The sequence below is a fragment of the Dactylosporangium vinaceum genome (assembly GCF_019904175.1).
In the GTDB taxonomy this organism is placed as follows: domain Bacteria; phylum Actinomycetota; class Actinomycetes; order Mycobacteriales; family Micromonosporaceae; genus Dactylosporangium; species Dactylosporangium vinaceum.
Genome location: NZ_CP061913.1, coordinates 8,672,070 through 8,693,907, shown reverse-complemented (window position 1 = coordinate 8,693,907; position 21,838 = coordinate 8,672,070). Strand labels below are relative to the sequence as shown.

At 73.1% G+C, this 21,838-nt stretch carries 22 protein-coding genes; 11 read left to right on the top strand and 11 right to left on the bottom strand.

Annotation, left to right across the window (positions count from 1 at the left end):
• The first annotated feature begins 6 nt into the window (after positions 1 to 6).
• A complete protein-coding gene (locus Dvina_RS38925) occupies positions 7 to 825 on the top strand; it encodes a PH domain-containing protein (protein ID WP_223094810.1) in 819 nt (272 codons plus the stop codon).
• Here Dvina_RS38925 and Dvina_RS38920 read toward each other — a convergent pair.
• From Dvina_RS38920 to Dvina_RS54785, 3 genes are all read right to left on the bottom strand, one after another.
• Positions 813 to 1,349 carry a snapalysin family zinc-dependent metalloprotease gene (locus Dvina_RS38920; RefSeq protein ID WP_223094808.1) on the bottom strand — a complete coding sequence of 179 codons (537 nt, stop codon included), beginning with the start codon at positions 1,347 to 1,349 and terminating at the stop codon, positions 813 to 815. The genes Dvina_RS38925 and Dvina_RS38920 overlap by 13 nt on opposite strands.
• Positions 1,350 to 1,417: 68 nt before the next feature.
• A complete protein-coding gene (locus tag Dvina_RS38915) occupies positions 1,418 to 3,010 on the bottom strand; it encodes a mucoidy inhibitor MuiA family protein (protein ID WP_223094806.1) in 1,593 nt (530 codons plus the stop codon).
• 23 nt (positions 3,011 to 3,033) lie between these two features.
• Positions 3,034 to 3,213, bottom strand: a complete 180-nt coding sequence (locus tag Dvina_RS54785; protein ID WP_246655600.1) for a trypsin-like serine protease — start codon at positions 3,211 to 3,213, stop codon at positions 3,034 to 3,036.
• 775 nt (positions 3,214 to 3,988) lie between these two features.
• On the opposite strand from Dvina_RS54785, the gene Dvina_RS38905 reads away from it, so the two are divergent.
• Positions 3,989 to 4,699 carry a TioE family transcriptional regulator gene (locus Dvina_RS38905; protein ID WP_223094804.1) on the top strand — a complete coding sequence of 237 codons (711 nt, stop codon included), beginning with the start codon at positions 3,989 to 3,991 and terminating at the stop codon, positions 4,697 to 4,699.
• Positions 4,700 to 4,800: 101 nt separating this feature from the next.
• Here the strand turns inward: Dvina_RS38905 and Dvina_RS38900 are convergent, their stop codons facing one another.
• On the bottom strand, positions 4,801 to 5,058 hold the full coding sequence (locus tag Dvina_RS38900) for an acyl-CoA-binding protein (RefSeq protein ID WP_223094802.1): 258 nt from the start codon (positions 5,056 to 5,058) through the stop codon (positions 4,801 to 4,803).
• 70 nt (positions 5,059 to 5,128) lie between these two features.
• On the opposite strand from Dvina_RS38900, the gene Dvina_RS38895 reads away from it, so the two are divergent.
• The gene (locus Dvina_RS38895; RefSeq protein WP_223094800.1) at positions 5,129 to 5,647 is read left to right on the top strand and encodes a GtrA family protein; all 519 of its coding nucleotides are present in this window, start codon (positions 5,129 to 5,131) and stop codon (positions 5,645 to 5,647) included.
• Positions 5,648 to 5,783: 136 nt separating this feature from the next.
• Here Dvina_RS38895 and Dvina_RS38890 read toward each other — a convergent pair whose 3' ends face one another.
• Positions 5,784 to 6,434 carry a TetR/AcrR family transcriptional regulator gene (locus Dvina_RS38890; RefSeq protein WP_223094798.1) on the bottom strand — a complete coding sequence of 217 codons (651 nt, stop codon included), beginning with the start codon at positions 6,432 to 6,434 and terminating at the stop codon, positions 5,784 to 5,786.
• Positions 6,435 to 6,546: 112 nt separating this feature from the next.
• On the opposite strand from Dvina_RS38890, the gene Dvina_RS38885 reads away from it, so the two are divergent.
• Entirely contained in the window at positions 6,547 to 7,704 is a 1,158-nt protein-coding gene (locus tag Dvina_RS38885) for an FAD-dependent monooxygenase (RefSeq protein ID WP_223094796.1), read from the top strand.
• Positions 7,705 to 7,768: 64 nt separating this feature from the next.
• Here the strand turns inward: Dvina_RS38885 and Dvina_RS38880 are convergent, their stop codons facing one another.
• The 4 genes from Dvina_RS38880 to Dvina_RS38865 all read right to left on the bottom strand — a co-directional run bounded on the left by Dvina_RS38880 (position 7,769) and on the right by Dvina_RS38865 (position 13,133).
• On the bottom strand, positions 7,769 to 9,139 hold the full coding sequence (locus tag Dvina_RS38880; RefSeq protein ID WP_223094794.1) for an exonuclease domain-containing protein: 1,371 nt from the start codon (positions 9,137 to 9,139) through the stop codon (positions 7,769 to 7,771).
• Positions 9,140 to 9,148: 9 nt separating this feature from the next.
• Complete coding sequence (locus tag Dvina_RS38875) at positions 9,149 to 10,939, bottom strand: thiamine pyrophosphate-binding protein (RefSeq protein ID WP_223094792.1); 1,791 nt, start codon at positions 10,937 to 10,939, stop codon at positions 9,149 to 9,151.
• Positions 10,936 to 11,499, bottom strand: a complete 564-nt coding sequence (locus Dvina_RS38870) for a cyclase family protein (protein ID WP_223094790.1) — start codon at positions 11,497 to 11,499, stop codon at positions 10,936 to 10,938. The genes Dvina_RS38875 and Dvina_RS38870 overlap by 4 nt, the downstream gene beginning before the upstream one ends.
• Before the next feature lie 65 nt (positions 11,500 to 11,564).
• Complete coding sequence (locus Dvina_RS38865; protein ID WP_223094788.1) at positions 11,565 to 13,133, bottom strand: condensation domain-containing protein; 1,569 nt, start codon at positions 13,131 to 13,133, stop codon at positions 11,565 to 11,567.
• Positions 13,134 to 13,306: 173 nt separating this feature from the next.
• Between Dvina_RS38865 and Dvina_RS38860 the strand changes: the two genes are divergently transcribed.
• From Dvina_RS38860 to Dvina_RS38830, 7 genes are all read left to right on the top strand, one after another.
• Complete coding sequence (locus Dvina_RS38860; RefSeq protein WP_223094786.1) at positions 13,307 to 13,987, top strand: hypothetical protein; 681 nt, start codon at positions 13,307 to 13,309, stop codon at positions 13,985 to 13,987.
• Between the two features lie 36 nt (positions 13,988 to 14,023).
• Positions 14,024 to 14,821, top strand: a complete 798-nt coding sequence (locus Dvina_RS38855) for an AIM24 family protein (protein WP_223094784.1) — start codon at positions 14,024 to 14,026, stop codon at positions 14,819 to 14,821.
• A 2-nt stretch (positions 14,822 to 14,823) separates the two neighbouring features.
• Positions 14,824 to 15,717 (top strand): AIM24 family protein, encoded by an 894-nt coding sequence (locus tag Dvina_RS38850; protein ID WP_223094782.1) that lies wholly within the window; start codon positions 14,824 to 14,826, stop codon positions 15,715 to 15,717.
• Positions 15,718 to 15,800: 83 nt separating this feature from the next.
• A complete protein-coding gene (locus Dvina_RS38845; RefSeq protein ID WP_223094780.1) occupies positions 15,801 to 16,643 on the top strand; it encodes a CPBP family intramembrane glutamic endopeptidase in 843 nt (280 codons plus the stop codon).
• On the top strand, positions 16,640 to 17,725 hold the full coding sequence (locus tag Dvina_RS38840) for a sensor histidine kinase (RefSeq protein ID WP_223094778.1): 1,086 nt from the start codon (positions 16,640 to 16,642) through the stop codon (positions 17,723 to 17,725). Before Dvina_RS38845 ends, Dvina_RS38840 begins: the two co-directional genes overlap by 4 nt.
• Positions 17,722 to 18,384, top strand: coding sequence for a response regulator (locus tag Dvina_RS38835; protein ID WP_223094776.1), 663 nt, complete (start codon positions 17,722 to 17,724; stop codon positions 18,382 to 18,384). The genes Dvina_RS38840 and Dvina_RS38835 overlap by 4 nt, the downstream gene beginning before the upstream one ends.
• 128 nt (positions 18,385 to 18,512) lie before the next feature.
• Positions 18,513 to 18,812: a hypothetical protein gene (locus Dvina_RS38830; protein WP_223094774.1), complete on the top strand. Its 300-nt coding sequence runs from the start codon at positions 18,513 to 18,515 to the stop codon at positions 18,810 to 18,812.
• 61 nt (positions 18,813 to 18,873) lie between these two features.
• On the opposite strand, the gene Dvina_RS38825 is transcribed toward Dvina_RS38830, so the two are convergent.
• Together Dvina_RS38825 and Dvina_RS38820 are read right to left on the bottom strand one after the other, a co-directional pair.
• Entirely contained in the window at positions 18,874 to 20,241 is a 1,368-nt protein-coding gene (locus Dvina_RS38825; RefSeq protein ID WP_223094772.1) for a class I adenylate-forming enzyme family protein, read from the bottom strand.
• The gene (locus Dvina_RS38820) at positions 20,231 to 21,781 is read right to left on the bottom strand and encodes an NAD(P)-binding domain-containing protein (RefSeq protein WP_223094770.1); all 1,551 of its coding nucleotides are present in this window, start codon (positions 21,779 to 21,781) and stop codon (positions 20,231 to 20,233) included. The genes Dvina_RS38825 and Dvina_RS38820 overlap by 11 nt, the downstream gene beginning before the upstream one ends.
• Positions 21,782 to 21,838: the final 57 nt, after the last annotated feature.

Sequence of the window (21,838 nt, the reverse complement as noted above, 5' to 3'; positions counted from 1 at the left end):
CGGCCGATGCCGTTCGCCTGGAAGCTCACCATCACCGGGCTGGGCCTGGGTGGTTTCGCCGCGCTCGCGGTGCGCACGCTGGTCCTGCAGGCCATGTTCTGGCGGATGGAGCCGGCGTGGACAGGCGTGCTGCTGAGCTTCGGCACCTGGTTGATCGTGCTGGTCGGTGTGCCCACTGCCTTCGCGGTGCTCGTCCGGCGGTGGCTGCGGCCGCCGGCGACGTTCACGCGCGCCGGCGACGGCGCCGCGTTCGTGGTGCCCGGCTCGCCGGCCGGGCCCGGCTTCCAGGCCATCCTGCTCATGCTGACGGCCAGCTACGCGGTGCCGTTCGAGAAGGTGCCGGGCACGGATCGGATCGGGCTGCCGGGCGACCCGGCCCTCCTGTGGCTCCTCGCGCTGCCGGCGCTGCCGATCCTGGTCGCGCTGGCCATCGTCTGGCTGCCGGGAACCGGGCTGCGGCTGACCCCGGCCGGCATCACCGTGCGGCGGCCGCTGCGGACCCGGGAGATCGGCTGGGACGAGCTGCTCCCGGGCGGCCCACATCCGGCGCGGCGCTTGAGCATGCGGCTGCTGTACCGCGGCCCGGGCGCACGGCCGCGCTCGTGCCGCGTGCCGGTGTCCTGGCTGGCCGTCGACGCCGTCTTCCTCGCCACCGTCGTGCGGCACTACGCCGAGCGGGCCGAGCACCGTGCCGGCATCGGCACCGAGGCCGAGCTGGAGCGCCTCCGGGCCGGCTTCGCGCGGTGGAGCGCGGCCGGTCATCAGGCCGGTCACAGGGCCGCGCGCGGTGGCGCGGCCCCGGTGGCGCCGGCTCAGCCGATGTAGACGACCTCGGCGCCGTCGGTGGCCGGGACGAGCCCGGTCGCGAAGTTGCGCTGCACCCGGGCCGCCTCGGCCGCGCTCGGGTTGGCGTTGGTGCAGGAGACCGGGGCGCTGCTGCCGGACATCAGGTCGCTGCACAGGCCCGTGCGGTTGTCCGGCAGGCCCAGGATGTGGCCGAACTCGTGGGTGGCGATGCGCAGCTTGTAGTAGCCGTCGTCGACCGCCTCCCGGCCCATGTACCAGTACCCGTTGCCGAGGCTGCTGGTGTAGGTGCGCGGCCAGCCGTTGTCGGCGTAGACGCGGACGTTCGCGCTCTGGCCCGCGCCGACCTTCACGAACCGGACGCTCGTCACCTTCGTGTTCCACAGGCTCGCGGCCTGATCGACGACGGCGACGAACTCCTGGGCCTGGCTGGAGTCGTAGTACAGGGTGCGGACGGCGGCGAAGGCGGGGGCGGTGGTGACGACCTGGATGCCGGCCAGGGTGGCCAGGGCCAGGAGCGCGGCGGCCAATCTGCGTTTGAGCATGGGAGTACCTCCTTGGGCCCCACGCTACGACGCATAGACATTATTCGATAGATGTCAGCTTGCTCATATCACCCTTCGCGCCAGCCGGACAGCTCGATGCCCTTCGCGGTCTCGACGCGGTAGCCGAGCCGCAGCGTGTACGCCTGGCCCTCCGGCAGCGTGGCCCGCCAGGTGAGCACGCCCAGGTCGGTGCGCTCGGCCGGCGGCGGCTCGACAGCGCTCTCGCGCACGGTGATGCCCTCGTGGCGGCTGACCGGCACCTGATCCAGCACCGTCAGACGGATCGGGCGGCCGGTGTAGTTCGTGACGGTCGTGCGGTATTCGACCTCGCGGCGGCGGGTCGAGCCGAGCGTCGCCTTCGTCGCCGTGCGGCGGGTCAGCTCCCGCTCCACCCGGACCCGGTCGTCGAGGCCGAGGGCGAGCTCCAGCTCCTCACCCGGGGCCCACGCCGACAGGGTCGTGCGGCTCACGAAGTCCGCCTCGTGGAAGACCGCGGCGGGGCCGGGCGGGAAGGTGTGAACCGAGGAGTTCGTCGTCAGGGCCCGCAGGTGTACGTCGAGCGACTCGGCCGGCGCCGTGACGTGATCGAGCCGCGCGGCCAGGTCGAGCACGGCGATCGTCGCGCGGGCGGTGGAGCCGTCGGCGGGGACGGCCACCGCGCGGGCGGGCCGGTAGGTGGCCGCTGTGGCACCCTCCTCGACCCGGGCCTGGCTCTGCCGCATCGGCGCGGCCAGGTCGAGGGCCATCTCGGCCATCGGCTGGGCCATCGCAGCGGCCGCGGCCATCGGGGCCGGCGGCGGGCCGCCGGGTGCGCCGCCGAACGACCGGGACGCGTAGACCGGTGGTGCGATGTAGGGGTCGAGGTACCACGGGGAAAGCTCGGGGATCGTCGCCGTGCCCGAGGTCCGGGCGGTCGACAGGGCCAGCTCGCACTCCGGCCAGTCCTCGCCGGTGCGCTGCTCGACCAGGCCGAACCAGCTCAGCTGCAGCGTGTCGCCGGTCAGCCGGACGTCGTAGGTCGAGCGCCAGCCCGCCTCCGGGACCTGGTACGACACCTCGACCTCGACCCAGCCCGGCTCCGCCACGGCGAGCGCGATCACGGCGAAGCGCGCGTCCGGCTCCCGCTTGCCGGACAGGTCGCGCAGCTGCCGGTCGAGCGCGGCGATCCGGTCGGTGACGTCCTTGCGCCGCCGCTCCAGCTCGCGCAGCCCGGCCAGGACCGTGGCCAGCTCGCCGCCCATGGTCGCGGAGAAGGCGGTGACCGCCTCGGCCGCCGTGTCCCCGCCGGCCAGCGCCCGGGCGTAGGCGCCGGTGGCCCGCTCGCCGAGTGCGGTCAGGAACGTCTGGCGCTGCCGCAGTACTGTCGCCGCGTCTTCGATCTCGTCCGCCTCGTCGACGAGGCGCTGCCGCTGCGCGGTCACGGCGCCGACGGTGGCGTCGGCCGGCCGGTCCCGCCGCTGCAGCACGACGTCGACACCGAGCACCGTCGCCGGACCCCGCCCGCTGACCCGGATCGAGTCGCCGTCGAAGGTCAGCGGCAGGGGCCCCACCTCGACCGTCTGGTCGCCGGCCTCGAGCTCGATCCGCCCGCGCCGCGTGACGCGCGCCTGGGACGGGTACACGGTGACCGCGACGATGGCGGCGTCAAGCGACTTCTGCACGCAGGCACGTTAACCCATGCGCGCTACCACGGGCCGACGCCGTAGCCGGTCGCCGCCCGGGCGGCCGGGGCGAAGTACGTGGTGCCGCCGCTCGTGCAGTTGCCGCTGCCGCCCGAGGTGATCCCGAGCCCGGTGGTGCCGGCGAAGAGCGGGCCGCCGCTGTCGCCGGGCTCGCTGCAGACCGAGGTGCGGATGAGGCCCACGACAGTGCCGTGGCGTAGTTGACAGTCGCGTTGAGCGCGGTGATCCGGCCGGTGTGCAGGCCGCTGGCCCCGGTCCGGGAGACGGTCTGGCCGACGTAGCCGGAGCCGAAGCCGGTGATCGGCGAGAGCGTGCCGTCCGGCAGGCGCACGGCGCTGGACTTGAGGACCGTCGTGTTCGTGTAGTGCACGAGCGCGTAGTCGGACGAGACGTTCTTCGTCGCCACGGTGCCCAGGACGACGGTGTGGGCGCTGTCGGCGTAGACCGTCGAGCCGACGCCGGCCACGCAGTGGGCCGACGTCAGGAAGTAGTAGTCCGGCAACGAGCGGGCGTTGAAGCCGATCAGGCACCGCCCGCCGGTCGCGCCGAAGAACGGGTCGGCGCCCGCGATGTGCTTGCGCAGCATCCCGGGCTCGCGCACCACGGATCCGCCGGCCCGCTCGACCGCGCGCACCAGGGCGGCCGGGGACACGGTGTCGTCCACGCCGACGGTGAGCCGGCCGCCGACGGGGTCGTGCCACCAGGCCGTGCCGGGCGTGTGCAGGAACGCGGCCACGCCGGGCGCCGCCTCGGCGGCGGTGGCGGGGGTGAGCGCGGTGACGGCGGCGGCGAACAGCAGCAGGGCACGGGTGCGGGTGCGCAGCATGGTGACCTCCAGTTACGGATGTCGATGCGTCAGCCTACACTCACCGGCGGGCCGGGCGACAGACGACAGCGGCTCGGCGGCGGTGGCGCCGGGAAGCGCTCTCCCGCCAGCGGCTCCGCGGGTGTGCTGGAATGCTCGGTGTGAAGTCGCAGCGGCCGGTCGACCTGGCGCGGGAGCACGGGATCTCGGCGCAGTCGGTGCGCAACTACGAGCGGGACGGCGTGCTGCCGCCGGCCGAGCGGTCGGCGAGCGGCTATCGGCGGTACACGCCGGTGCACGCGGCGGCGCTACGGGCGTTCCTGGCGCTGGTGCCGGCGCACGGGCACGCGGTGGCCGGGGAGGTGCTGCGGCTGGTGGGTGCCGGCGACGTGGACGGTGCGCTGCGGATGGTCGACGCCAGCCACGCGCAGCTGCTGCGCGACCGCGAGACGCTCGACGGGGTGGCGGCGGCCGTGAAGGTCCTCGCCGCGCCGCTGCCGCCGCCGGTCGCGGGGCCGCTGCCGATCGGGGCGCTGGCGCACCGGCTGGGGGTGCGCCCGGCGACGCTGCGCAAGTGGGAGCGGGCCGGGATCCTGGCGCCGGAGCGGGACCGGGCGACCCGGCAGCGGGTGTACGGGCCGGCGGACGTACGCGACGCGGAGCTGGCGCATCTGCTGCGGCGGGGCGGGTATCTGCTGGCGCACATCGCGGCGGTGGTGCGGCAGGTGCGCGACGCCGGCGGCACGGAGGCCCTGGCCGACTCGCTGAGCGCGTGGCGGGCCCGGCTCACGGCGCGGGGCCGGGCGATGCTGCACGGGGCCGGGCGCCTGGACGAGTACCTGGGGACCCTCGCCGGACAGTAAGGAGTCCGGCATCCACGGGGGAAGATGCCGGACTCATCGATCATGTTAGCTGTGATGGGCGGTTCGCGCCAGCGGTGCGGGCCTAGTCATCCATTTGTCATCTATCGGCCCTGGAGTTGGCGGACGAGCTCGACGTACTGCTGCCGCGCGTCGTCCTGCGGGGTGCCGGCGACGGCTTTCCAGGCGTCGTACTTGGCCCGGCCGGTCAGGTCGAACATGCCGGGGCGCCCGCCGGTGGCGTCGCCCTGGGTGCCCTGCTTGAACAGGGCGTACAGCTTCAGGAGCACATCGTTGGCGGGGCGGGCCCCGAGCTTCTTCACGTCGACCTGGGCCTGCTGAAACTCGTCGTTCACCGACATGCCCCCGAGCCTAGCTCCTGTTCTCGGGGCCGTTGCCGGAACTTCGGCCCGGTGGTGCAGGATTGGCCGCATGACCGCAGCGGAGCGCGCCGGCGACCGGCTGACCGGATGGGTGCTGCGCCTGCCGCCGCGCCTGCGGAGGTACCTGCCGCGGGAGCTGGCCGGGTTCGCGATGCTCGGGGCGTTCACGTTCACCGTCGACCTGGTGCTGCTGACGCTGCTGCGGCACTTCACGCATCTGCGCTTCCCGGTGGCGGTGTCGATCGCCTACCTGACCGCGTTCGCGCTCAACTTCCTGCTGAACCGGACGGTGAACTTCCGCTCGCACGCGCCGGTAGGGCGCCAGGCGCTGCGCTATACGGTGGTTGCCGTCGGTGACTACGCGATCACCGTCGGCGTCACCTCGGGCCTGTTCCACATGGGCCTCGACGGCCGCGTGGCCCGCCTGATCGCCGCGACGTTCGTGGCCGGCTTCACCTACTCCGCGTCGCGCTGGTGGGTGTTCCGCGACCGCCCGGCCCCGGCCGCCACGGTCGCCGCCGCCGACGCGACGGCCTCGCCCGCCGCCCCGGTCGCCGCCCGGGACTAGGGACGGCCGGCCCGGCCCCGCCTCGGTGTTGCCCCGCCCCGCCCCGCCCCACCCCGCCCCACCCCGGCTCGGGCTCGGCCCCGCCCCGGCCCGTCTCAGCCCCGCCGCGGCTGTGTCGCGGTCCTAAGGCGTCCGGCTATCGGACGTTCTCGGCCGCTCTGGCCTTGATGGCGCGGAACGTCTCGGCGGCGTCTGCGAGTGTGACCTCGGCATCCTCATGGAGCTTTGCGGCGACTGTGGCGAGGTGCGCCCCCGATCGGATCGCCTCGCCGATCCGGTCGGTGACGGCCTGCATCACCGTGATCAGACCGCTGGCATGGGCGCGGGCCACGAGAGCATGGATCTCCGGATCGGTCTCGCCGATGGCTGCCGCGATCGCCTCGGCCTGGTCGAAGCGGAACTGCAGCGCGAAGCGGCGAAGGGAGTCGCTCTCCACGGACTGTGCGGGGAATTCACCGCGGGCGAAGGACGCGTCCCGTGCGGCGAAGTGGTCGATGTCCTCATGCACCTGCACGCTGAGGGCTTCGGCCGGGGTCAGCGCCCGGTCGCGCTCGGCGACGCACCGGCGCGAGCGCTCGAGCATGTCGTCGGCACGATCGAGGACGAGGTCGGGCTTGGTCCGGAAGTAGTTGAAAACAGTCTGAACCGCCACGCCCGCGGCGGTCGCCACGTCGGAGATGGACACGGCGTCGTAACCGTGCTCCGCGAAGAGCTGAGCCGCGGCATCGGCCAGGCGCTGCCGCATCTCCAGTTTTCTGAGCTCCCGGCGACCTGTCGGCTTCGTCACGTCCGCCATGATGCCACTGATCTTGTAGTCACTACAAGTTGGTCCTACCGTCGTAAAGGTGTAGTCACTACAAGATCGACTACACGTCGCCGAACAGCGGGAGGACAACGTCATGGAAATGGTCACGAAGAAGCAGCCGGGACGGGTACTGATCTCAGGGGCGAGCTTCGCAGGATTGACGACGGCGATCTGGATGCAGCGCCTCGGGTATCACGTCACCGTTGTCGAGAACGCAACGGGCCTGCGCAAGGGCGGCACGCCGGTCGACCTCCGCAACGACGCGATGGCGATCTTCGAGCGGATGGGGATCGCCGCCGCCGTTCGGGCCAAGGCGCTCCCGCCGCGCACCACCGAGTTCGCCGACATCGACGGCGCGCCCATCGCGAAGATGGCACCGGAGCCCACGGCCGAGACCATCGTCATCGACGCGTTCGAGGTCCACCGCCACGACGACCTCGAGATCCACCGCGACGACCTCCTCGCGATCCTGTTCGCCGAGACCGAGGGCGCCGTCGAAGTGATCTTCGACGACTCCGTCACCGAGCTCACCGCCGCCGCCGAGGGTGTCCGAGCCTCGTTCCGCAACGGTCCGGACCGCGAGTTCACGATGGTGTTGGGATGCGACGGCAACCACTCCAACGTCCGCCGGCTCTGGTTCGGGCCCGAGACGGACTACAGCCACTTCCTGCACCACTACACGTCGGTCACCGTGGTGGACGGCACGTTCATCCCGCCCTGGACGTCACGAATCCAGAACACGCCCGGCCGGACGCTGCTGGTGAACTCCTACGAGAACACCACCGACGTCGTCTTCATCTTCCGTTCCGACCAGGAGATCGCCTACGACTATCACGACATCGACGAGCAGAAGCAGATCCTCCGCGGCCAGTTCGCCGATGCCGGCAAGCCGTTCACCGATGTTCTCGACGCGGCCCTCAATGCCGACAACTTCTACTTCGACAAGCTGTGCCAGAACCGGTTGCCGTCCTGGTCGTCCGGGCGGGTCGCGCTCGTCGGCGATGCCGCGTACTGCCCTTCGCCCGCCGCCGGTATGGGCGGCTCCGTCGCCATCCTCGGCGCAACCGCACTGTATGACGCATTCCGCCGTAGCGGTGGCGACATCGAGAGTGCGTTTGTCGAATACGAGCGCAGCTTCCGCCCCACCGCCGAGCGCATCCAGATCGAGACCGAGAAGTTCGGTCTGCCCATGATCTGCCCCGAATCCGCCGGAGCGATCGCAGCTCGCAACGCCCGGATCCGCGAGCACTGAAGGGGAACGGGTCTACGACTGGGCGGTGCTGCCGATCCGGCCGCTGCGCCGCCCGGAGCCCGGATCACCGCGGCCGGACAGCGTCCGTGACGTCGTAGGTCATCCGCCGGAACTCGGAGATCCAGTGGAAATGGTCCTGCGGGCTGCGCGGGGGCTCGCGCCATGTCCGGACCAGATCCCCGATGACCTCGGGCAGCGGCTCGGTGGGTCGATCGGCCACCGCCGGTCGCCCCCACTCGAACGGGTGACGGTCGCCGGGATGGACGCGCTCGGAGGTGTACGGGTATCTGGCCCACCGGACGAGCCGCCCGCTCACCAGGTCGACAACCATCAGGGTCCGCTCACGGCCGGCGGGTGAGCGGGGCGCCGACGTCCGGAAGTCCGACGTCGACAGTTCCAGCGCATGTGGCTCCCACGCGACGACCACGCGGTCGGCGGCCATCGAGTTGGCCAGCGCGCCCATCAGCGCGACAGAAAACGAGTCGTCGTGTCCGATGTTGTTCGCCAGGACGCGGATCGACGTGAAGTAGGGATGCGCGTCCCGGGTGTCGTTGACGATGTGGAGTTCGGGGCGGAACGGTTGCGGGCCCTTGGTCCGGAGGCTGTGCTCCCAGTCGGTGCGGATCTTGTGGTGGATCGCCTTGATGACCTTCTGGTCACGGGTGTCGGTGACGACGTAGGGCCGCATCGGCCAGGCGCCGTCGACCGCGTCGGCAGCGGCACTGCCGGCCGCCGTGCGGGTCCAGTCGATCTGCGCACGGTGCAGTGCTGCCGCGGTCGGGCGGCCGACCTCGGTCGGATGCCGCTTGGCCAGGCGCCACGCCAGTCGTGCGGCGGCGAGCGCGTCCTGCACCGGGTCGTGGTCCGCGCCGTGGCGGACGTGGTAGTGCCGGCACGTCGCAGCCAAGCTCCGATCGCCTTCGCGGCGCTCCAGGGTCCGGTCGATGACGTGCGGGTCGACGACCGGGCCGGTCACGGCGAGGCCGGCGCCCAGATGCCGCCGCAGCTCACGGTCCAGCACGGTGAGAGCGGGGGCGATGTCGAAGCCGATCACCGCCCGGCCGGACCCCCAGGCACCGCCGAGCCGGTTGGCCAGCTGTTGCAGCGCTTCCGCCGGCCGCAGCCCGTGGGCGCGGACCTGCGCGGTGGTGATCCCGTGCACCGCGCTCGCCTCGGCCGGAATCGGGACACCAGGATCGACGAGGACGTCGAGATTGGCGATCGGCGTCTTGTCGCCAACGAAGGCCAGGGCGATCGCGACGATCCGGGCCGTCTCCAGGTCACCGCCGGTCGTCTTGATGTCGAGCCCGCAGAGCGGACCGTCGGCCCAGCCCACGAACGGGCCGTCCGGGCCGCCGCGACCCCGCCGGGCACCGCCGGTCGACCCGGAACCGGCCCCGGCCCGGGTCGGTCGACGACCATGCCATTCGCTCATGACGATGCATTATGTCAACGGGTCCGCCACGCTCGGCAGCACCGCCCGCACCCGATCCGGTCCCACAACCCGTCCGGCACGATCCATGGTGGCTGCTCGCCCTTCCGCGTGGTCGACACTGCCGATCATCGTCCGCAAAGGACGGAGGTCATGCTGTGAGGAGTTGTCAGTGGCCGCGGAACGCCTCGTCGAGCCACCAGGCGCCGCGGTCGGCGGTGACCTTCGCGTCGATGAGCAGCGGGCGGTCGCGGGGGCCGTGCAGCCACTCGCCGACCGGTGCCAGGTCGGCCGGGTGCGCACGACGACGCCTGCGCAGCCGTAGCCGCGGGCGATCGCGGCCAGGTCCGTGTCCGGGAACGTGACGGTGGCGAGCGGGTGGCCGCCGGGGCCGAAGTGGTGGACCTCCGCGCCGTAGGCGGCGTCGTCGTAGACCACGATGACCATCGGGCGGCCGAGGCGCACGACGGTCTCCAGCTCGGCGATGCCCATCAGGAACCCGCCGTCGCCGAGGGCCGCGACGGCCAGCCGGTCGGGGCGGGCCACGGCGGCGCCGATGGCGGTGGCCAGGCCCAGGCCGATCGACTGGAACGCCTGGGTGAAGCAGAAGCCGGCGGCGTCGGGCACCGACAGGTACATCGACGGGTAGCCCATGAAGTTGCCGGAGTCGACGCTCACCGTGCGCGCGGCCGGCAGCAGGTCGTCGAGCGCGATCGACAGGGTCCGCGGGTCGATGCGGCCGTCGCCGGTGCGGTCGTCGAACGGCTCGTCGCGCCAGCGGACGCTGGGCAGCGGCTCGGCCCGGTAGGCGGTCGCCGCCGGGCCGCGGGCGCTCAGCGCGGCCAGGACCGCGGTGGCCGTCGCGGCCGCGTCGCCCAGCACGCCGAGCCCGGTGTGCAGGGCGTCGGGGTCGACGTCGACCTGGGCCACCGCCGCGCCGGGCGCGATGAGCCGGCCGTGCCGGGTGGTCCACATGTTCAGCGCGCAGCCCCACGCGACGACCGCGTCCGCACCCGCGATGCGCTCGGCCGCCGCGGGCGAGGCGAAGCCGCCGGCGACGTCGAGGTACCAGGGACTGCCGTTGAAGAGCCCCTTGGCCACCGCCGACGTGGCGAGCAGCGCCCCGCAGTGCTCGGCCAGGGCCTCGATGGCCGCCGCGGCGCCGGGGTGGCGGGCCCCGCGGCCGGCGATGAAGACCGGGCGGTGCGCGGCGGCGATGAGCTCGGCCAGCGCGTCGACCGACGCCGGATGCGCCAGGTGTACCGGTGGCGGCGCTTCGGCTCGCGGTACCGAATCCGGGGCCTCGGCATTCTGCACGTCCAATGGCAGGCTCACGAGCACTGTGCGCCGCTCGGTGCGGGCGCGGCGCACCGCCCGCAGCACGTCCTCGACCGCCGAGGCCGGGGTGGCCGCCCGCTCGTAGGCCGCACCGATCCCGGCCGCGAGCGCCGCCTGGTCGAGCCGGAAGTTCGAGCGCGCGCCGGCGGCCCCGGTGTCGGCCGCGAGGACCACCATCGGCGTGCGGCTCTTCGCGGCCTCGGCGATCCCGGTCAGCGCGTTCGTCACCCCGGGCCCCTGGTGAAGGCTCAGCACACCCAGGTTGCCGGACGTGCGGGCGTAGGCGTCGGCCATGACCGCCGCCCCGCCCTCGTGCCGGGCCGCGACGAATGTGGCGCCGGCGGCGACGAGGGCGTTGGTGAGGTGGAAGTTGCCGCTGCCCACCACCCCGAAGCACGTGTCGACGCCGGTGGCGGCCAGGGCCTCGCCGATCCTCCGGCTGACCGTCGCGGTGCCGGGGCTCACCGCTCGACCAGGGCCAGGACGCGGGCCGGGCTGCCCGAGCCGCGGACGATCGGCAGGGGGCCGGCCACGATGACCGCGCCGGTGACCGGGAGGCGGTCGAGGTTGCGCAGCTGGGTGAGGCCGTACTTGCCGGCGCCGAGCAGGAACGAGTGGCACGGGAACGGCGGGTCGAAGGAGTGCGCGGCCCCGGCGTCGGTGCCGACCGTCTCCACGCCCAGCCCGGCGATCGGGGTCTGCGTGGCCAGCCAGCGCGCGCACTCGGGCGAGATGCCGGGGGTGTTGCCGGCGTTGAGGTACGCGGCGTCGTCGTCACCGCGGGCGTCCCAGCCGGTGCGGTACAGCAGCCAGCCCCCGTCGGGCAGCGCGCCGTGCTCGCGCTCCCATGCCTTGACGTCGTCGATCTCGAGGAGGTACCCGGGGTCGGCGGCGGCGTCGGCCGCGCGGTCGATGACGACGGCCGGCGCGATCAGCCGCTTCGCCAGCACCTGGGCGACGTCCTCGCCGTCCCGTCCGGTCACCCAGTGGATCGGCGCGTCGAAGTGGGTGCCGCCCGCAGCCATGCCCGCAGGAGTGGTCCGGTCAATGGCGCGGCAGCCCGCCGGTCCCGGCGGCCGGCATCCAGGCGTCAGGCGTCCTGCGGCTCCACGACGTAGCGGCGGGGGGTGATGGCGGCGTGGCGGCCCGGTAGGAGGGACAGGCAGCGCTCGTGGGCCAGTTCGGGGGTCAGGGCCGGGTCGGCGAGGTGGGCGGTCAGGTCCGGGCCGGACAGGCGGGCGGCGCCCGGGCCGAGCGCGTCGTCCAGCAGCCGCTGGACCTCGGCCAGGTCGACCCAGCAGCCGTCGATCAGGTGCCAGCCCGGCGGGCGCTCGATCGGCTCCAGGCCCAGCGCCGCGGTGACGCCGGCCGGGTCGAGGTCCGCGGCGGCCGCCGCGACCAGGAGGCGCTCCAGCGCCAGGAGCAGCTCGCGGGCCTCCGACGGGGTCACCCGGCCGGTGTCGCCGGTCCAGACGCGGGCCACCACGGTGTCGTCGATCTGGCCGAGGTCGAAGCGGAGCAGGATGTTCGTCGGGGGCAGGTCGGCCCAGGCGAGGTCGGTCGGGGCCGGGGTGCGCGGCGGTGGGGCGTCGAAGCCGCGGGTGTCGACCACGCTGCTGTTGAACAGCGGCTCGAAGCTCGGGGCCAGGCCGCGCTCGGCCATCACGGCCCGGGTGCCCTCGCTCTGCCGATACACGTGGTATGCACCGTTCACGCCGGCCTGGAGCACGGCCCCGAAGGTGCGCCGGACCAGCTCGTCGAAGCCGGCGCCGGCGACCTCGACCGCCACGAACGTCGACTGGGCCAGGCTGCCCACGAAGTCCCGTAAATCGGATTCGAAGCGATTCGCCGAGAGCATCACGAAACGGCAGGTGTCGTACCCCGTGCGCCGATGCAGCAGCGCGCACCACGCGGCGAGCACGATCGTGGGGCGGCTCACCCGGGTGCGGGCGGCGATGTGGTCGAGGGCCTGGGCGGCCGCCTGCGACGACATGCCGCACGCGCCCGAGCCCGGGCCCGGCGTGGCCCGCGGCCGGGCGTAGAGGTGGGCGGGCGCGGCGCGCAGGTGCCGGGACCAGTGGCGCATGGCCTGCTCCTGGCGGCGGCGACGGCTGGGCTGCCGCTCCGCGTGCGCGCGGTCCACCGGCTGCTGCACGACGGCGTCGAGGCGGGCCGCCGGGTCGCGCAGCAGCGCCGCGAACTCGCGGTGCACGACCATGAGCGCCTGGAAGTCCACGACCAGGTGGGAGTAGACGGCCACCAGGTCGGTGATGCACTCCGCGGTGCCGGCGGCGAGGAAACGTACCGGCGGATCGGATGCCACATCGAGCGGATCGGCGCGTCCGAGGTCGGCCAGACGGTCTTTTTCGGTGGCCGGCAGGACGCGCAGCACCACCTCGCCGGCCGCGAGGACGCGCTGCTCGCCGGGGTCACCCATGGTGTAGCGGCTGCGCAGGCCCTCGTGGCGGCTCAGCAGCGCGCCGAGGGCGGCCACGACGGCGGGCAGCGGCGTGCCGGGCGGGACCGGGAGCCGCTGGTCGAGCAGCGCCGCCGGGGAGTTCGGGCTGCCGGCCAGCCACTTGGCGACGTTGAGCTGGCCGATGGTGAGGGGGGCGGAGACGGCGCGTTCGCCGCGGAAGGCGACGGGGATCACCTGCACGCATCGATCATCCGGACCGGGCGTAGTGATCGCCATCGACCGGCCGGACGGGCCGAATTTCGAAAATCCGACAAACCCCGAGGCTTCGGGCCTGGTTACGGCGATTCGGCGGTACCGCGGGCCGACGTATCTCAGGTACTGTGCGCGAGGCATTCGGTGAGAGGACAAGGGACATGACGCAGAACGCGATGCGCCAGTACGACGACCGCATGGCGCCCGGCGTCATGCCCCAGCAGGGCGGCGGCGACGACCAGGCGAAGGCGCTCGCCGTGCTCACCATGGCCCAGCGCACCGCCGAGGAGCACATCAACACGGCGATCGCCGAGGCCGACCAGATCCAGGCCCAGGCCCACGCCAGCGCCGGCCAGATCGTCTCCGAGGCGCAGGCCCAGGCGGGCGCGCTGCGCGACGAGGCCGAGAAGATCCTCGGGCGGGCCCGGGCGGCCGCCGAGAAGATCGCCCGCGAGGCCGAGGCCTACGCCGGGGAGACCGAGCGCAACGCCGGAGAGGTACTCGCCGACGCCCAGGCCCGCGCCGAGGACATCGTGCGCGAGGCCGAGGACAATGCGTACAACATCAAGCAGCGGGCCGAGCAGATCTACGAGGACGTCGTCGGCGGGCTGACCTCGAAGCGGCAGGCGCTGCAGCAGCAGATCGAGGCCCTGGAGCGCTTCGACCAGGAGTACCGCTCGCGGCTGACCTCGTTCATGCAGCAGCAGATGCGGGCCCTGTGGGTGGGCCAGCCACAGGTCGACGCCGGGCAGGACTACGAGAGCGGGGCCGTCGCCGGCGAGCTGCTCCCGGCCCAGCGCACCTCGCACGAGGACGAACGGGAAGCGCAACCCGCCGAGTAAGGCGTTTTCTCAGGAAAGAGCATTAGCGTCCGCCGTGTGGAGCGGATCGAATGCCAGTGGTGCCGGCTGCAGAATGCGCCCGGCGCCACCTCCTGTATGACGTGCGGCGCGCCGCTCGACGTGGCGAACCTGGTGAGCGACTCGGGCTGGCGCGAGGCGCCCCGGCTGCGGGACATGACCGAGTTCCGGTTCTCCAACTCGGTCGCGCAGGTCGAGGGCGAGCTGGTGCCCGTCATCGACATGGCCCTCGCGCCCGGTGACGCGGTGTACTTCGAGCATCACGTCCTGCTCTGGAAGGACGAGGCGACCCCGGTTGTCGCGATGCCGACCGGCGGCGGGATGCGCCGGGTCTTCGGGGGCATGCCGTTCGTGCTGACCCTCGCCCACGGCCCCGGGCGCGTCGCGTTCTCCCGGGACTCGCCCGGCGAGCTCGTGGTGCTGCCGCTGCACCCGGGCATGGAGATCGACGTGCGCGGGCACGCGTTCCTGCTCGCCACGCACACGATCGGGTACGACTTCATCCGCATCCAGGGCCTGGCCAACGTGCTGCACGGTGGCAACGGCATGTACCTCGACCGGTTCGTGACCACCGCCGCACCGGGGCTGCTGGTGCTGCACGGCTACGGCAACGTCTTCGAGCGCTTCCTGCGCCCCGGCGAGAAGATCCTCGTCGAGCCGGGCGGCTTCCTCTACAAGGACGCGTCGGTCGGCATGCAGGCGGTCCAGATGCCGGTCAAGACCGGCCTCATGCGGCGCGGCATGTACCTCGCCGAGATGACCGGCCCCGGCCGCGTCGGCATCCAGTCGATGTACGTCCACCACCACGCGGAGTGACGATGAGCGCCGTCCCCGAGGGGTACACCGTCTGCCGGTACTGCCGCATGCCTCACCCGCCCGCCGGCCCGTCCTGCCCGAGCTGCGGCGCCGCGCTCGACATCCGCCAGGTCGTGACCCGCTCCGGCTGGATCGAGCAGCCCCCGATCAAGGACCTCGCCCGGATCCAGTTCGGGCAGTCGCGGGTCCAGATCGAGGGCAAGTACGTCCCCGTCGCGGACTTCACGCTGATGGGCCCCGAGTGGATCTACTTCGCGCACCACGCGCTGCTGTGGACCGAGCCCGGCATCCAGCTGGGCAACACGTCGCTGTCCGGCGGCTGGAACCGGATGCTGTCCGGGCTGCCGCTCATCATGGTGGAGGCCCGCGGCCCGGGGCGGGTCGCGCTGTCCGGTGACCGGCCGGGCGAGCTGATCGCGCTGCCGCTGATGCCGGGCCGCACGATGTGGACGCGCGAGCACCGGTTCCTCACGGCCACCGGGAACGTCACCTACACCTGGCAGCCGACGGGCGTCTGGTACGACACCGGCTCCGGCGACGACCGCGAGACCCACTATCCGCTCGGGCAGTTCGGCGACCTGTTCTCGGCGCAGCAGAGCCCCGGCCTGCTGCTGCTGCACTCGCCGGGCAACACGTTCCTGCGCGACCTCGCGCCGGGGGAGACCATCCTGGTGCAGCCGGGCGCGCTGCTGTACCGCGACGTGTCGGTCCAGATGCACCTGCACCTGGAGTATCCGCGGGGCGCCGGTACGGTGTCGTGGCGCTCGTCGTTCAGCCAGCGCAACGTGTGGCTGCGCCTGATCGGGCCGGGCCGCGTCGCGGTGTCGTCGGTGTTCCACCACACCAGCGCCGAGCGCATCACCCGCAACTCCGGCGCGACAGTGCAGCGCTGGTAACGGGGCATCCCCCGCGCGAGCTACCGCAACTGTCCACCGTGTGGTGACGACCGCGCCCCCGGCCCGGCAATACCGTTCGGCGCATGCGTCTCATCCTGCAACTCGTAGTCGTCGCGGCGGTCGCGCTCGCCGGGAGCGCGGCCGTCACGGCGGCGGACTGGAACGTGCCGCTGACCCTCGGGCTCGGCGCGGCCACCGCGGTGCTGCTGCTGCTGCTGGCCTACGCCTGGATCGTGCGCCGCACCGAGCACCGCCCGGTCGACGAGCTGAGCCTGCGGGCGGCCGGTCCCCGGCTGGCCCAGGGGTTCGTGATCGGGGCGGGGTTGTTCGCGGCCGTCATCGTGAACATCGCGTTCCTGGACGGCTACACGGTCGCCGGCCGCGGCAGCGTGAGCGGGGCGGTGGCGCTGTTCGGGTTCGCCCTGGCCGCGTGCGTCACCGAGGAGCTGCTGTTCCGCGGCATCATCTTCCGCATCGTCGAGGACCGGGCCGGCACCTGGGTCGCGCTCGTGCTGTCCTCGCTGCTGTTCGGCCTGTCGCACATCGCCAACCCGCACGCCACCGTCTGGAGCGCCCTGGCCGTCGCGGTCGAGGCCGGCGCGATGCTCGGCGCCGCGTACGCCGCCACCCGCACCCTCTGGGTCCCGATCGGCCTGCACATCGGCTGGAACTTCGCCGAGGGCGGCATCTTCGGCACCGACGTGTCCGGCACCGGCGGCCCGGACGGCCTGCTGCGCTCCACCATGTCCGGCCCGGCCGCGCTGACCGGCGGCGGCTTCGGCCCCGAGGGCAGCCTGTATGCGCTGGCCGCCGGTCTGCTCACCGCCGCCGTCTTCCTGTGGCTGGCCCACCGCCGCGGGCGCATCACGCCGCGCCGCAGCCGCCGTCCGGCCGGCAGCGAGGCCGGCGCTACGCTCACCCGATGATCGATCGGTGGCGCCGGCTCGACGTCACGGTCCGGGACCTGCCGTTCGGGCTGCTCCTCGCCGCCCTGTCGCTGATCCCGGCGGTCGACAGCCACGGCACCCAGGTCGGCGGGGTGCCCGACCGGTCGCTCGACGCGCTCGCGGTGGCCGTGATCGCCCTGGAGGCCCTCCCGCTGGCCGCCCGCCGTCGCCGGCCCGCCGTCGCCCTGGCGCTGGTGGGCCTGGGCTTCGCCGTCGACCAGCTGCACGGTTACCACACCGTCGCCGGGAGCGCCCTGCCCATCGCCCTGTTCAGCGCGGGCACCCACCTCGACCGGCACCGCCGCCTGACGATCACGATCACCACTGCGGCGTTTCTCGTACTCGCCGTGCTCCTCGACCGCCGCGGGTCCACGGAGGGCGTGGCCGGCTTCGCGACCTTCTACTTCGGCATGGCACTGGCCTGGGGCACCGGCGCCTGGCTGCGCCTGAACCGGGCCGCCGAGGCCGAGCGCCGCCGGCACGCCGCCGAGACCGCCCGCGCCGCCGAGCGCACGCGCATCGCCCGCGAGCTGCACGACGTCGTCACCCATCACGTGACGGCGATGGTGGTGCAGGCGGAGTCGGCGCGGTACCTCACCGCCGCCCCCGAGCGCCTCGACCGGACGCTCACCGCGGTCACCGACACCGGCCGCCGCGCGATAGCGGACCTGCGCACCCTGCTCGACGTCCTCAACCCGGACCACTCCGACCTGCGGCAGCTGGTCGAGCAGACCCGCGACGCCGGCCAGCCCGTGCAGCTCACCGAGACGGGGCCGCCGGGACCGGGCGGCATCACCGTGTATCGGGTGGTGCAGGAGGCCCTCACCAACGCCCTGAAACACGCGCACGGGCGGCCCACCGCCGTCCGCGTGCACCGCACGGAGCTGGAGACCACCGTGGAGATCACGACCGACGGCCCGGCCCGCGCCGGCACCGTCCCGGAGGGCGGCGGCCACGGCCTGGCCGGGCTGCGCGAGCGGGTCCTCCAGCAGGGCGGCGACTTCAGCGCGGGCCCGCGCGACGGCGGCGGCTTCGCGGTCCGCGCCCGCATCCCGTCATGAGCGCCCCCATCCGGGTGCTGGTCTGCGACGACCAGGTCCTGATCCGCACCGGCTTCGTCACCATCATCGACGCCCAGCCCGACCTGGAGGTCGTCGGCGAGTGCGCCGACGGCCGGGCCGCTGTCGACCTGGCCCGCGCCCTGCGCCCGGACGTGGTCGTGATGGACGTGCGCATGCCGGTCCTGGACGGCATCGAGGCGACCCGCCGGCTGGCCGGTGCGGCGGTCACCGACCCCGTCAAGGTGCTCGTGGTGACGACGTTCAACCTTGACGAGTACGTCTATGCGGCCCTGCGCGCCGGGGCCAGCGGCTTCCTGCTCAAGGACGCCCCCGCCACCCACCTCCTGCAGGGCATCCGGACCGTGGCGGCCGGGGCGGCCCTGCTCGACCCGGACGTGACCCGTCAGCTCGTCGGCCGCTACGCCGCCCGGATCCGCCCGGCCGGCCCCTCACCCGCCGATGACGCCCTGACCCCGCGCGAACTGGAGGTGCTGCGCCTCATCGCCGAGGGCCTGTCGAACCGGGAGATCGCCGACCGGCTCGTGATCAGCCAGGAGACGGTCAAGACGTACGTCTCGCGCATCCTGGCCAAGCTCGGCCTGCGCGACCGGGTGCAGGCGGTCGTGTACGCGTACCGCCACGGCGTGGTCTCCGCCTGAGGACACACCGGGCCGGGCCGGGGCGCACGATATCGTTGAGCGAGTCGAATCCATGGAGGTGATGGCGATGCACCCGATCTAGTGACGGCCCCGGACCGGGGCTGCACGGAGCCGGAAGGTGCCCGTCCATGAGCCGAACCGACAAGACCCGACCCTGGTGGGTGCAGGTCGTCGACGCACCCGGATCGACATGCGTCCCGGTGCACGACCACCGCTGGACCCCCTGCACCCTGCCCCGCGACACCACACCGGTGCGCCCGCAGCCCGGCGCCCGCCACGGCGTCTGCCACTGGTCAGGCACCGCGGCCTTCAACATGCGGCGCCGCGAGAGCCACGGCTACCGCGAGTGGTTCCACTTCCGCCGCCAGGACCGCCGCCGCGCCCGCCACGAGGCCCGCCACGCTCTGCTCCGCTTCGACGAGCACTGAGCACACGGTGCGTCGCCACCGGGGCCGCCCGGCGTACCGCGGACAGCGCCGGCAGCTGTGGTCACCCTGCGAGCAGCGCGCGCTTGTCGGGCTTGCCGCTCGGCGCGAGCGGGACCTCGGCGATGACGTGGATCGACCGGGGGACCGCGGCCTCGCCGAGCGCGCGGCCCACGCGATCGGACAGCCGGGCGACGTCGGGGATCGCGCCGGGGGCCGGGACGACGAACGCGTGCACCGCCTCGCCGGTCTCGTCGTCGGGGCGGCCCACGACGTAGGCCTCGGCCACGGCCGGGTCACTGCCGAGCACGCGCTCGATCGGGCCGGCGTAGACCAGGTTGGCCTGCACGATGATGACGTCCCGGGCCCGGCCGGACAGGTGGAGGTAGCCGCGGTCGTCGAGCGACGCGAGGTCGCGGGTGCGGACCCAGCCGTCCCGGAAGACGTCGGCGGTCTCGGCCGGGTCGTTCCAGTAGCCCGAAGCCTGGGCCGCTGTGCGCACGTACAGCTCACCGTCGCGGATGTCGATGTCGTGGACGTCCGGTGGCCGCCCGACCGAGGACAGGACCCGGGGATCGGCGAGCATCTCGCCGGGCGTCGCCATGGCGATCATGCCGGTCTCCGTCTGCCCGTAGCCGTGGAACACGACCGGGCCGAGCACGTCGAGCGTCTCCGCGAGCCGGGCCGGTTCGAGGGGCGAGCCGGACACCATCAGCGCGCGCAGCGTCGACAGGTCGGCCGGGTCGGCGCGCTGCGACCGGACCAGCTGATGCAGCCGGCCCACGGTGATGACGCTGCCGGTGGCGCGGTGGCGCTCGATCATGCCGGGGAAGCCGGGCGGCCGGGCGGCGACGAGCGTCCCTCCGGCGGCGAGGGTCAGGATGCCGTACTCGAGCATCACCTGGCTCGACAGGGAGCCGAACACGAGGTATCGGCGCAGCCGCGGGGCCAGCTCCGCGATCGCCGGCGGCCACCGGTCCGGGTAGGGTGCCCAGGCCGCGCTCATCGCCGCGTAGGTCTGCGCGCAGCCCTTCGGCTGCCCAGTGCTGCCGCTCGTCCAGGTCAGCCGGGCCACGTCGGCCGGGCGGCCGGCGGCGAGCAGCGGGCGGCCGTCGTCGGGCGTCGCCAGCAGCGCCGCGAGCTGGGCTTCGGCGATCAGCAGCTCGCCGGCGTCGAACGAGCGGCCGGAGACGGTGGCGCCGACCGTGAATGCGGCCAGGTTCGCCGCGAACGCCTCCGCCGTCACGCCGAGGCTCAGCGCCACCGCGGTGCCGGGTCCCGCGCCGGCCGCCCGCAGCCCGGCCGCGATCCGCCGCACCAGGCCGGCCATCTCGAAGGCGGTCACGACCCGCTCGCCGTCCTCGAACACCGGCCGGTCGTCGCCGGTGGCGAGCAGGTCGAGCACCGGCTGGGGCCAGATCTCAGCCGGCATCGGCGAGCACGTGCTTGATGAACGACGACAACGGCTGCTGGTGTACCGCGGGAAGGTCCCAATGGTTCTCGAGGTTCTCGGCGAGATGGTGCTCGGCAACCACCGCCCCACCGCGATGGACCCGCACGACGGGATGCAGGTAGCTGGCGTCGTGCGCGGCGGCCGCATCGTTCTCGGCGATGCGCGGCACGGTGATGTCGAACGGGTCGACGGTGTCGTGATCGGGGCCGTATTCGAGCGTCGTGACGAAGGCCAGCGGCACGTCACCGAGCCCGCCGTCGCGCAGGAAGGCCACCGGCACCTCCGGCAGGTAGGCGGCCGAGGCGGCGGTGACGAGCACGACGTCGGCGAGGACCGCGAACTGCTGCCACAGCGCCGACGTGACGTTGATGCGGGCGATGACGGCGTCCGCGATCGCGTCGGGCGTGGGCTCCAGCGGCGTCGCCGGCCACGGGGTGCCGTGGTGGCGCAGGCCGAGGATGCGGTGCAGGGCCCGCACGCCGTAGCGGAAGCCGTGGATGAACCCGTTCGTCGACTTCTTGAAGTCGCGCTGCTGGGTCAGGGTGCCGGCGAAGTACAGGCCCGGGACGTTCACCGACTCGAACGCGGATGACTGCTCGGGGAACCGGTCGTTGATGACCAGGGCGGGCCGGGCCGTCTCGTCGAAGATGGCGGCGTCGAAGCGGAAGCCGGTGGCCAGGATGATCCGGTCGTACTCCAGCTGCCGCAGCTGCTCCACGGTCCGCGCGTAGCGGAAGTCGATCCGCAGGCCGCCGCCGGCCCGCCGCTCGATGCGCTCGACCGTGCCGTCCAGCACCGCGTTCTGGCTCTTGAGCTGGTAGGTGTCCAGGAAGTTGTTGTTCACCGCCCGCAGGTGCCCGACGTAGTGCGTCTGCCAGGCCAGCCGCACCGAGTGCGGGCCGGCGACGTGGATGACGGCGGCGGTCTCGACGAGCGCGTCGGCGGTCTCGAAGGCGGAGTTGCCCTTGCCGATGATGAGCACCCGCTGGTTGGTGAAGTCGTCCGGGTCGACGCTCACCGTGTCGTAGCGCTCCGCGAGCTCGGCGCCCGGGATCGGCGGGACGTAGAGCTGCGAGACGCCTGTCGCCACGATGACGCGCCTGGCGCTGAACGTCGCACCGTCGGCGTCGACCGTGAATGTTTCACCGGCGCGGGCGACCCGGGTGACGCGGGCGTTGTAGCGGACCTTCGCCTTGGTGCGCTCGGCGAAGTCCGCCAGATAGCGCACGAGGTCGGGGGCCTTGGGGAAGTACCGCCGGGTGTAGTGCTTGAACAGCAGCTCCGGGTCGTCGCTGAGCAGCGAGTTCCAGTCGGAGCGCAGGTTGAACTCGGGGTCCTCCGAGCCCGTCCAGATCTTGTTGATCGAGATGAGCGTCCGGTGCCGCGGGTAGGTCTCGAAGAACGTTCCCGGCGCCGCGCCGGCCTCGAGCACCAGGTAGTCGCGGCCGTCGCGCTCCAGCAGGGCGGCGAGCTGCAGCCCGGCCGGCCCGGCGCCGATGATGAGGTAGTCCAGCGTCATGCGGCGGACCGTAACGAGACGATTTCAGAGGCCTCTGAGAATCGGTCTCTAGCGTCC